Origin of the sequence: Limosilactobacillus pontis DSM 8475 (assembly GCF_001435345.1) — a bacterium.
GTDB lineage: Bacteria > Bacillota > Bacilli > Lactobacillales > Lactobacillaceae > Limosilactobacillus > Limosilactobacillus pontis.
In genome coordinates, this window is the sequence record NZ_AZGO01000003.1 from 47,259 (window position 1) to 58,821 (window position 11,563).

Consider the following 11,563-nt stretch of genomic DNA (forward strand, 5'->3'; position numbering starts at 1 on the left):
TTTTAGAGGTTGGGATCCATTTTGAAGGTCAGCTTGGAGAACTCCGCTCCCTGGGTCATCAGATCGAAGAGGAGCCGCTTGGCCTTCTTATTGTAGTGCTTAGCGATCTTGTGGTTCTGGCCGGTCAGGTAGGTGGTCAGCTGGGCACCATCCAGCTGGCTGGCCTTGGCATCAACCGCCGCAATCTTGCGCCGGGCCCACTCGTTGAGGTCCTTTTGGAAGGCCTCGTCCTGGTCGTAGAACTCACGGTAGTGGCTCTCCACAACCATAGCGAGGGCCTCGTTCAGCCAGTATGCGTTCGTAAGTTTCATATTAGCCGGGAACTTCCGGTATGAGACGTCGGTATCGTCGACATTGGCGAAGAACGGTGTGTAGGCACAGAAACTCGGTAGGCCGAATTCGATCCACTGGATGGCCGCCTGCTCCGGCTTGACGTTGTTGCGCACCTGCAGAATGTGGGACTGAGCCGTCCGCGACAGGGCGATCGGCCGGTAGACCTTCTTGTCGTGTTCACTGCTGTCGCCCAGCGGGTCAAACTTGGTCTCGTTGAAGTGGGACTTGAGCAGGTACTGGATGTCCTCGACTGCAATCTTGCGTTCCGGCTGGCGGATGAATGGCATGTCGGGGGACTCTGGTGTCTGATCAGCGGCCGCAACTGGGCTCAGGTAGCGCTGGGCGAACCAGACCCGCGGGGTATTGTAGTGGTGGTCCAGCTTGGTGTTGGTACCGAAGATGTGGCGGAAGTTCCACTGGTCATCGTCCGGGTTGAGCTGGTGGTCGTTGACAAATTCACGGATGCCGTCGGACCACATGTAGTTATCTGGATCGTTGAAGTCGATCTGCTCGATGGCAATCTGGTTGGCAGCCACCGCGTAGCAATCGTCGGGGATCCGGACTGCCACCCAGTGGTGACCGGTGGCGATCTCCATGTACCAGACCTCGTCTTGATCATTGAACTGGACCCCGTTCCCCTCGGCAGAACCGTACTCGGCGACCAGTTGTCCCAGGCGTTCAACGCCTTCCCGGGCGGAGTGGATGTAGGGGAGGACTAGGGTGGTCATCGAATCCTCGGCCAGGCCGTTCTTAATGTAGGGGTCGTAGGCGAGAACCCGGTCGTTAGCGTAAACACTCTCGGTGGCACTCTCACCAACGTTGGCCGCGTTGAAGCCGTCTTCTTCGTTGGGACCGGCGCTCTGGTCAATAGATGGGGTAGCGGTATAGCGCATCCCACTCTCCGGCAGGGGAACGGTTAGCTTATTGTAGGCGGAGACGTAGGTTTCGTGTCGGTCGTGGACGGCGGGCTGGACTAAGAAGCGCTTGGGCTCGATGGCGATGACCCGGTCTTCGTTTCGGGAGATGAAGGTGGAACCATCTAGCGAGGCCTTCTTACCGACCATGATTGACGTGCATGCAGAGTTTCTGAATCGTGACATTTAACCAGTTCCTTTCAAAATGTAAATTAGTATGCTGACTCCATTCTACACCCGGAGACAAATTAAAAGGGACCGCACGTGGCGATCCCAGACAATCCTTATTCTTCTGTAAAATTAAATTCGTCGGCGTGGCGGAGGGAGTAGGAAAAGTAGATGAGTAGTCCCACCCCGATCCAGGCCAGGTAGGTCAGCCAAGCCGTCAGGGAGATACTGACCAGGAGAACGATGCAAATGACGATCGATAGGACGGGGATTGTCTTACCAAACGGCACCTTGAATGGCCGTTTCAGCTCCGGATAACGGTAACGGAGGATGATTACGATCAGTGAGATCAGGGCAAAGACCATTAGGGACCCGATGTTGGCGATCAGGGCCAGGTAGTGAAGATCAAACTCGCCGGCGAGGATGGCCGCGAGGATTCCAACCAGCCAGATTGCCCGGTTGGGACTGTGAGTCTTGGCATTGACCCGGGCCAGTCCCTGGGGCAGGAAGGCACTTCGGCTCATTGACTTGAGAATATTAGATCCGGCATAGATAAAGGCGAAGACCACCGCCATGATTCCGAGGACGGCCCCCAGGGAGACCACCTCGGCGACGTAGGTGTGACCCTTGACAATCAGAACATAAGACATCGCCTCGGAGACGTTCAGCTTGGTGTAGGAAACGCCCCCGGTCATGACCAGGCTGACTAGGATGTAGAGGGTGGTCGAAATTACCAGGCACAGGATTATTGCCCGGGGAATATTTTTGTCGACATCCTTGGCATCCTCGGCGGAGGTGGCGAGGGCATCGAAGCCGAGGAAGGAGAAAAAGACGGCCGAGGCCCCAGTGAAGATCCCCTTGAAGCCGTACGGGAGGAAGGGGTGCCAGTTACTTGGCTGGACGTGTTGGACACTGACAACGATGAAGAGGAGGATGATGAAGATCTTGACCCCGACCAGGAAGTTGTTGATTAGCTTACTCTCACTGGTTCCCCGGGTGAGAATGATGGTCATCAGCAGGATCATTAAAACGGCCGGCAGGTTGACGATCCCCCCTGCCGACGGGTTCATCAGGAGCTGGTGGGGGAGCTTGACGCCTAGCACCTCCAAAAAGGACTGGACGTAGCCGGTCCAGCCGTTGGCGACGGTCGCCGTGGTGGTGATATAGACCCCGATCAGTGTCCAGCCGGCCAGGAAGGCGACAAATTTACCGATGGAGACCCAGGCGTAGAAGAAGGCACTGCCGGAATTGGGCAGGCTGGTGGTTAACTCGGAGTAGCAGAGTCCGATCAGGCCACTGGCCAGGGCGGCGATCAGAAAGGAAAAGACGATTGCCGGTCCGGAATCCTCGGCGGCAACGATCCCGGTCAGAACCAGGATCCCGGTTCCGATGATCGCCCCGATCCCGAGGACGGCCAGATCAAAGAGGCCGAGGGTCTTCTCGTGTTCGGTTTTTTTGAGCTGCGGATTATTTTTCATGAGAGAAATGCTCCTTTGCGTTCAGATTAATCCGGTGTTGGGTTCGCTGGTGGGAGTATCCGTGACGATGGGGTGGGCTTTTTTGCCAGCGTGCTCACCCGTCGTGCATATTATTTCGTTTAGATTGGACAAATTGCATAATGTAACCCTTCTATTATAGTAATTCTTTTGCCAAAATAATAGTAAAATTGCAAAATACCAATGGTGGCAGGTGTTAAAATTATTAATAGTTGTTACTAAAAGTAAACGAAAGTAGATGAAATGATGCCTAGAAATAAACTAGTTGTTATCTCCCTGGATTCTCTTGGCTTCCGGGACCTGGATGAGCTGGCCTACCTGGTGCCGCACATCAGTCAAATGATGAAGCGGGGGACCTGGGTCAAGCGGGTCCGTGGGATCTTCCCGACACTGACCTACCCGTCCCATACCTCGATCATCACGGGGCAGTATCCGGCAGTTCACGGGATCGTCAACAACACCAAGCTCCAACCCCAACGGCTTTCACCCGACTGGTATTGGTACCGTAAGGATGTCCAGGCAACGCCCCTATACGACGTTGCCCACGACGCCGGGTTGACGACGGCGGCCTTCCTCTGGCCGGTCACCGCGGGCAGCCAGATCGACTACAACTTGGCCGAGATCTTCCCCAACCGGATTTGGACCAACCAGGTGCTGGTCTCCCTGAAGGCCAGTTCACCACTCTTCCTCCTACAGATGAACCATCGTTACGGCTACCTGCGGCACGGGATCAAGCAACCCTGGTTGGATGACTTTATCACGGCCTGCGCGGTTGATACCCTGAAAAATAAGCAGCCCGACCTGACCCTGGTCCACCTGGTCGACATGGATAGTATGCGTCACCGGTACGGGGTCCGGTCTGCCCAGGCCCAACACGCCCTCCAGCGACTTGACCGGCGGGTTGCTCAGCTTGTCCAGGCCACCATGGATGCTGGGACCTATGACCACACCAATTTTGTCCTGCTTGGTGACCACTACCAGATCAACGTGCAGAGGATGATCCACCTCAACATGCTCTTTGTAAAGCAGGGGTGGTTAACACCGCTGGCCGGGAAGACAACCTACCGTAATGACTGGCGGGTGACGGCCAAGACCTGTGACGGTGAGACCTACATCTATACCCGGGGCTACGTCAAGACCGGGCGGCTCAAACAGCTGATCGCCGGTGTCGAAGGGGTTGAACACATCTATGACGGTGCTGAAGCTGTCAAGCTGGGGGCCGACCCACGGTGCACCTTCCTAGTCGAGGCTAAGCCGGGGTACTACTTCACCGACGAGGTCAACCGGCCCGCGGTAGTCGAGGATGTTGACCCGGACTCACTGGGGACCCATGACCGCTACCAGGGGGTTCATGGCTATGGGCCAAGCCAGCCAGGCTACTTCACCACGGCGGTATTTGCCGGTCCGGACATCAACCAAGGGACGACCGTCGCCGGTGCCCACCTGGTCGATGAGGGACCAACCTTTGCCCAATTGCTGGGCTTACACTATCCAGCCCCGACGGCCGGGCAGCCGATTCCCGGCGTTGTTAGAAAGTGAGGCGGGGTCGTGCGAATCAATAAGCAACAATGGCAATGGATATTCTACGACTGGGCCAACTCCGGCTACGGAATCCTAGTTGTGACCGCGGTCCTGCCCGTCTACTTTAAGGCCGTGGCCGAGCAGGCGGGGATCAGTGCGGCTAACTCGACGGCCTATTGGGGCCTATGCTAACAGTTTCGGCACCCTGGTGGTCTCGCTGCTGGCCCCACTCCTGGGTGCCTTGGCTGATTACCCCAACGCCAAGCGCCGGTGGTTGAACGTCTTCACCTGGCCAGCAATCATCCTGACTCTTGGCCTGGCCCTCCTGCCGGCCCAGCAGTGGCAATGGTTGCTCTTTCTGTACGTCCTGACGATCATCGGCTACTCGGGCGGCAACCTCTTCTACGATAGCTTCTTGACCGACGTGGCCCCGGATGGCCAGATGGACCTGGTTTCTTCGGCCGGCTACGGGATGGGTTACCTTGGTGGCGTGATTGCCTTCATCGTCTTCCTGGCGGCCCAGCTGACTCATGGTTTCAACGGGCGCCTGTCAGCCTATGGGATCGCTAAGTTCAGCTTCATTATCGCCGCTATCTGGTGGGTGATCTTCGGCTGGCCACTGCTGGCCCACGGCCGCCAGCGTTACAGCGTCGATGCGGTGGCTAACCCGTTGCAGGATAGCTTTCATCGCTTGGCCCAGACCTTCCACCATATCCGCCGTTATCGGCAGATCACCTGGTTTTTGGTTGCCTACTTCTTCTACATCGACGGGGTCGACACGATCTTCACGATGGCCACCGCGATCGGTAAGGACATGGGGGTCGAAACGACGATGCTGATGATGGTTCTGCTAGTCGTCCAGCTGATTGCCTTCCCGTTCTCCTTGCTCTATGGCTGGCTGGCGAAGAAGACCTCCAACCGGACCGCCATCCTGGTGGGTATCATCGTCTACGTCATTATCTGTCTCGATGCCCTGCGCCTGACCACGCTAACCGATTTCTGGATTCTGGCCATCCTGGTGGGGACCAGTCAGGGCGGCCTACAGGCGTTAAGCCGGTCCTACTTTGGTCAGCTAATCCCCAAGGACTCCAGCAGTGAGTTCTTCGGCTTCTACAATATCCTGGGGAAGTTCTCCGCGATTCTGGGGCCGGTGGTTGTCGGCCTGGTGACCCAGTGGACGGGACACTCGACGATTGGGGCGGCCTCACTGAGCAGATCGGTCTGATCATCTTCCTATTGCTACCTCGGTTGGGGAGGGCTAGCGATGACCAAGATTGATGAGAACTTCATGATTGATGTGCTAAACATTGTCGACATTATCCCCCTGGGCCGGGTGGCCACCTACGGACAGATTGCCCGGTTGATCGGGCGGCCTCGCAACGCCCGCCTGGTGGGGAAGGCTCTCGGCAAGTCCGGCGCCTACGGGAAACACCCCTGTCACCGGGTCGTAACCGCTACTGGGCGCCTGGTTCCGGGCTGGATCGACCAGGGACCGATGCTGGCGGCCGAGGGGATTCCCTTCAAGGACGCCAGTCACGTTGACATCAAGCGGTGCCAGTGGCAGGGTATTTAAAACACAAAAGGATCTAGATCACACGGGTGCGTGGTCCAGATCCTTTTTACATTAGTCGTGGGTATTGTTAAGGATTCCCTGACCGATACCGCCGGGTTGCTCCTTCTTCTGGCGGCTCGTGGCTTTTAAGACACTGCCGCCGATTCCGGTGGCGCCGTTGTCCGGCCCGGCCAGTGCGGACAGCAGCTTGTTCAGCCGGCTCACCACCTCAGGGTTACCCGCCCGGTACTGCTGGGCAACTTCGTCCACGTCTTGCGTTCCCGTGATTGCGAACGGAATCCGTCTATCCTGCTGGACCCGCTTGAGGTAAATCTTAATCCCCGTGGTGAGGTCCAGCCCCATCTCAGCGAAAATCTTGCTAACATCGTCCTTCAATTGGTCGTCGACCTTAATGTTAATCTGTGCCATAAAAGTCACTCCTTTCACTCCTAATATTACCACAATTAAAAGATAACGTATATAAAATAGTATATAACTAATATGCAAAATAGTGTTAAATGTATAAGAAGCCCCTGACAGCCATTACGGCCATCAGGGGCTTCTTAAAGGGAATCCTTTAGTAATTACTTTTCACGAGAGTAGGAAGCGATGTCGGCAAGGATTTCATCCATGAAGGCATCCTGGCTCATTTCGTTTTGTTCCTTCTCACCGTACTTCCGGACGGAGACGCCATTGCTCTTCAGCTCGTCGTCACCGACAACCAGGGTGTATGGAACCTTCTGGGTCTGGGCTTCACGAATTTTGTAACCCATCTTTTCGTTCCGGTGGTCAACCACGACGCGGATGTTGGCGGCCTTCATCTTCTTAGCAAGTTCATCGGCGTATTCACCGTGAGCATCCTCGCTGACCGGGATGATGTGAACCTGTTCAGGGGCTAACCAGGTTGGGAAGGCACCCTTGTAGATTTCAGTCAGGTAGGCCACAAACCGTTCCATGGTGCCGACAACCCCACGGTGGATCATGACTGGCATGTGTTCCTTACCGTCCTTACCAACGTAAGTCAGGCCGAAACGATCTGGTAGCATGAAGTCCAGTTGGATGGTGGACATGGTTTCGTCGTTGCCCAGGGCCGTCTTAGTTTGGATATCCAGCTTTGGACCGTAGAATGCGGCCTCACCCTCGGCCTCGTAGTAGTCGAGGTTCAGGTCATCCATGGCAGCCTTCAGCAGGGTCTGGGACTTCTCCCACATCTCATCGTTGGCGTAGTACTTCTTAGTGTTCTTTGGGTCACGCAGGGAAAGCCGGAAGCTGTAGTCGGTGATGTCGAAGTCCTTGTAGACGGACATGATCAGCTTCAGGATCTTGGCGAATTCAGACCGGATTTGTTCGAGGGCCACGAAGGTGTGACCGTCGTTTAAGGTCATTTCACGAACCCGTTGCAGACCGGAGAGGGCACCAGACTTTTCGTAACGGTGCATCATCCCAAGTTCAGCAATCCGCAGTGGCAGGTCACGGTAAGAACGGATGTGGTGCTTGTAAACTTGGATGTGGCTTGGGCAGTTCATTGGCCGCAGTTCCAGCATTTCACCGTCACCCATGTCCATTGGTGGGAACATGTCGTCACGGTAGTGTTCCCAGTGACCAGAAGTCTTGTAGGCATCCAGGTTCATCAGGACTGGGGTGTAGACGTGCTTGTAGTCGTCGGCAACTTCACGGTCGATGATGTAACGTTCGATCGTCCGCCGAATCGTGGCCCCCTTTGGCATCCAGTATGGCAGCCCGGCACCAACTTTTGGATCAACGAAGAAAAGATCGAGTTGGTTACCGATTACCCGGTGATCACGCTCGCGGGCTTCCTGACGCTTCTTCAGATCTTCGGCCAGGGCGTCCTTCTTGTAGAAGACGGTCCCGTAGATCCGCTGGAGCATTGGGTTGGATGACATGCCCTTCCAGTAGGCACCGGCAACGGACAGGAGCTTGAGGTTCTTGACCACGTCACCGTAAACCAGGATGTCCTGGTCGGCAATGGCCATGGAGTCACCAAGCTTGTACATGGCAACCTTGCCGTCCTTGGCGTTTTCGTTGATCAGTTCAGTGGAGAACTGGTCGTCCTTGACAGCAGCCATGGCGTCGTCAACGGCCATTTCGGCAAACTCAACCTTGACGTCGTCCTTGGCCATCCCCTTGATGACATCCTCCAAGGCCGGTAATTCGTCGGCGGAAACTTGTTGGTTGTCCTTGTCGGAATCAACGTGGAAACCGTCTTCGTCCGCAACGACTTCACCGAGGCGAATTCCCTTAAATTCTTGTTGTAAGGCGGCCTTGAGCATCAAGGCGGACAACTTACGGAGTGCTTGTAAACCTTCTTCTGAGTCCCGGTCGATCTTCTTAACGGATCCATCAGGTGACATAACTGCGACTTGAGCCATAATGATCTCTCCCTTATAAAAATTAAAAACGTCCCTAGCGCCTACCGACTTGGTAAGCACTAGGGACGTTAATTATCATGAATTAGCGTGGTTCCACCCATGTTCAGGAATACGAAATTCCTCTCAATGGTGTGGTAACGGGCACGACCCGACCGGCCTTATCTCGGCCAGTAATGCTAGAAGGTGGTATCGAGGTGACGAATCGCTCCAACGGTACTTCCAGCCATGGCACCGACTCCCTGGTAGGAGGTCATCACTTGACATATCCTTCGATTGCCTATGATTATAACACGACTAACTGCCTTGGCAACCCCCTTTTTAAATTAATTTTATTTATGGGAGTTTGCTTGGGGCTGTGGCTGACTAGCTGGTTGGTTGCTGCTACCAGTACTCTGACTTGGGGCGGTGCTGGAGTGTTCCTGTTGCTGGTTGTTATTGGACTGGCTGTTGGCAGCTGGTTGCTGACTGCTGCTCTGGGCCGGCTGGCTAGAGGCCGTGTGCTGGTTATTGTTAGCCGGCACCGTTGATTGCCGGTGGGCTGGTTGGTTACTGTGGTTGCTACTTGGCACCGTGTAGGAGTAAGTATCACTGGTATCGGTGTTGTCACTGTCGTTGCTGGAACGGTGGTGTTTGTGACGCTTGTGACTGGAACTGTGACGCTTCTTCTTTGAACTGGTTGAAACGGTGGTGGTGTTGTCATCACTCGTGTTGACCGGGTTCTGCTGCTTAACCATGAAGACGATGATCATCACCAAGAGGACCGCCAACAGGATTCCCAACAGGAGCTTAAATGTTCGGTGGTTCTGGTGCTTCTGGCCAGGATGGTATGCTTTGTCCTTTTTCGGGCGTGGTCGCTTGCTATTCTGTTCCTGGCGCTTGAGATTATCGAAGATGGAGGACTTCCGCTTCTTCTTTTTATCACCCGGTTTGGGAGTGTCGTATAATTCGACCCGGGTCAGGGGCTTTTTATCCTTGTCTTGGTTGTTGTTCAACGTGTTCACCTCATTTAGAACGGTACTGTATTAGTCCCTATTATAGCATGATCTAATCACTTTAAACGATGGAAAGGGAATTGGCAAGCGCCAATTCCCTTTCACGGTTAGGTAGTAAATATGTTAGTCCTTAGCAGAGTCTTGCATCTTTTCTTCCTGTTGGCCAAAGCCCTTGCCTTCTGCAGCAAAGCGCTTATCACCACGGTAGAGTTCAATGCAGCTCCAGGCCAATAGAAGCAGAATGACGACGATCGTCAGGTAGGCCAAGGCATCGGACGCACCCTTAGACCAGATACCAAAGCCTTCGTAGGTTGCTGGCAGGTTGTAGAGGTTCAGGAAGGTCAATGCGATGACGGAAAGCCAACCGCAGGCCTTGACCCACATCCGGTTCTTGAATTCACCCATCTCGACTTCACTGTTGGTCATCATCAGCAGTGGTAGCATGGAGAACGGCAGGGCGAAGGCCAGGAAGACCTGTGAGTCTTCCATCAGGAGGTTCAGGGCGGTGTGTTGCTGGATTGTGGATTCACCGGAAGTCATGGCTACACAGGCCAGAACTGGGATGACGGAGATAATCCGGGTAACCAGCCGCCGGGCCCAGAGTGGCATCTTCATGTGGACGAACCCTTCCATGATCACCTGACCGGTCAGGGTACCAGTGATAGTTGAGTTTTGACCAGAAGCCAGCAGGGCAACGGCAAACAGGGTGGACAGAATACCAGACTTGGCAACCGCAATCAGGATTGGGTTGGAAAGCATAGTGGTGTTGTTCAGGGCATCGTAGAGACCGAAGAAGGAACTATCCTTAACGGCACCGAACTTGAAGACGGCCACCCCCATGATCAGCAAGAGGGCGTTAACAACGAAGGCCAGGGATAACTGGATGTTGGAGTCCCAAGTCGTGAAGCGTACGGTCTGCCGAATGCTGTCGAGGTCGTTGTGGTCGATCTTCCGCGTTTGTGAAATTGCGGAGTGCAGGTACAGGTTGTGCGGCATAACCGTGGCCCCGATGATCCCCAGAGAACCACTCAATGGGGTGATCCCACCGATCTCAGGGTGCTGGGCGATGGCCTTAGTGGAAGGCAGCAGGCCCATGAATGCGGCACCCCAGTCCGGCTTGGAGAGGGCAACCTGGTATGCGAAGACAAACAGAATAACCAGAATCAGGCAGGCAACAATTGCTTCGATCTTCCGGAACCCAATCTTCGTCAATAAGAGCAGAATTAAAACATCTAAAACAGTAACGAAGACTGATGGGATCAACGGAATGTGGAACAGCAGGTTCAAGGCAATCGCCGCACCAATAACTTCGGCGATATCGGTCGCCATGATCGCTAACTCGGTCATGATCCAAAGAATAACCCCTAACGCTTTACCGGTCCGCGCCCGTGTTGCCTGAGCGAGGTCCATTTGGCTCACAATCCCGAGTTTAGCCGCCATGTATTGCAGTAACATCGCAATCAAACTTGAGATCAAGATGGTAGTCATCAGGGTGTATTGGAAGCTTTGACCACCGGTAATTGAAGTAGCCCAGTTACCAGGATCCATGTAACCCACGGCAACTAATGCACCAGGGCCAGAGTAGGCGAATAATGTCCGCCAGAAACCTTTACCATGAGGAACTTCAACGGTACCGTTGATTTCTTCTAGAGACTTACCGTTAGCATACTCAATCAAGTGATGCTTACGGTGCTGATTTTTTGTGTTATCCACGCCAAATCCACCTTTCATCTTATTTTGTTAACATGATTGATAACCAAAATTAACTTAATTCGAATACTTTGTTAGGCTACCATAAAAATTTATGCAATGCAACTGAAGATTGCCGTTATGGCGGCGTTTAGTGGGGGTCGAAATGATGTGATCTTTACTGACTAATTCGGTGGTTGACAATAATTAAGCGGTTCCACAAATGGCTTTAGAAAGTCTTAAAAATATTTTTGAAATCTTGAAGAATTGTTTAGGGAGAGGCAGATTGCAAGAAATAACTTGAACGAATTTAGTGACGCAGATTAAGTAAGAAGATCTCAATTGGTGTTCGCCAGTTAAGACATTTAAGTGGCCGTGAATTCAAATACCAATTAATTTGAACCAGTTGGTGCTCACTTAGTTCTTCAATGGCTTGGCCTTTGGGAATAAAGCGTCGCAAAACTCGATTACGGTTCTCATTACTACCGCGTTCGTGCGGTGAATAGGC

At 53.9% G+C, this 11,563-nt stretch carries 8 protein-coding genes and 2 pseudogenes; 3 read left to right on the forward strand and 7 right to left on the reverse strand.

All coding sequences use genetic code 11. The annotated features are described in order from the left end of the window. Window positions 1-2: 2 nt before the first annotated feature. Both FD34_RS00415 and FD34_RS00420 read right to left on the reverse strand, forming a co-directional pair. On the reverse strand, window positions 3-1,433 hold the full coding sequence (locus tag FD34_RS00415) for a C69 family dipeptidase (RefSeq protein WP_057805685.1): 1,431 nt from the start codon (window positions 1,431-1,433) through the stop codon (window positions 3-5). A gap of 98 nt (window positions 1,434-1,531) precedes the next feature. After that, window positions 1,532-2,893, reverse strand: coding sequence for an APC family permease (locus FD34_RS00420; RefSeq protein ID WP_057805687.1), 1,362 nt, complete (start codon window positions 2,891-2,893; stop codon window positions 1,532-1,534). A 264-nt stretch (window positions 2,894-3,157) separates the two neighbouring features. Between FD34_RS00420 and FD34_RS00425 the strand changes: the two genes are divergently transcribed. The 3 genes and pseudogenes from FD34_RS00425 (at window position 3,158) to FD34_RS00435 (ending at window position 6,005) form a co-directional block, all read left to right on the forward strand. Continuing rightward, entirely contained in the window at window positions 3,158-4,450 is a 1,293-nt protein-coding gene (locus tag FD34_RS00425) for an alkaline phosphatase family protein (protein ID WP_057805707.1), read from the forward strand. Window positions 4,451-4,459: 9 nt separating this feature from the next. Next, a pseudogene (locus FD34_RS00430) lies at window positions 4,460-5,710 on the forward strand (MFS transporter). Beyond that, complete coding sequence (locus FD34_RS00435; protein WP_057805689.1) at window positions 5,697-6,005, forward strand: MGMT family protein; 309 nt, start codon at window positions 5,697-5,699, stop codon at window positions 6,003-6,005. The pseudogene FD34_RS00430 and the gene FD34_RS00435 overlap by 14 nt, the downstream one beginning before the upstream one ends. A gap of 51 nt (window positions 6,006-6,056) precedes the next feature. On the opposite strand, the gene FD34_RS00440 is transcribed toward FD34_RS00435, so the two are convergent. The 5 genes and pseudogenes from FD34_RS00440 to FD34_RS08260 form a co-directional block, all read right to left on the reverse strand. Beyond that, window positions 6,057-6,413, reverse strand: a complete 357-nt coding sequence (locus FD34_RS00440) for a type II toxin-antitoxin system RelB/DinJ family antitoxin (RefSeq protein WP_057805691.1) — start codon at window positions 6,411-6,413, stop codon at window positions 6,057-6,059. Between the two features lie 155 nt (window positions 6,414-6,568). Then, entirely contained in the window at window positions 6,569-8,374 is a 1,806-nt protein-coding gene (gene thrS / locus FD34_RS00445; protein ID WP_057805694.1) for a threonine--tRNA ligase, read from the reverse strand. Window positions 8,375-8,703: 329 nt separating this feature from the next. Next, a complete protein-coding gene (locus FD34_RS00450) occupies window positions 8,704-9,366 on the reverse strand; it encodes a hypothetical protein (RefSeq protein WP_057805696.1) in 663 nt (220 codons plus the stop codon). Window positions 9,367-9,489: 123 nt separating this feature from the next. After that, entirely contained in the window at window positions 9,490-11,097 is a 1,608-nt protein-coding gene (locus tag FD34_RS00455; protein WP_191980187.1) for an Nramp family divalent metal transporter, read from the reverse strand. Window positions 11,098-11,365: 268 nt separating this feature from the next. Further along, a pseudogene (locus tag FD34_RS08260) lies at window positions 11,366-11,563 on the reverse strand (IS30 family transposase); the annotation flags it as partial.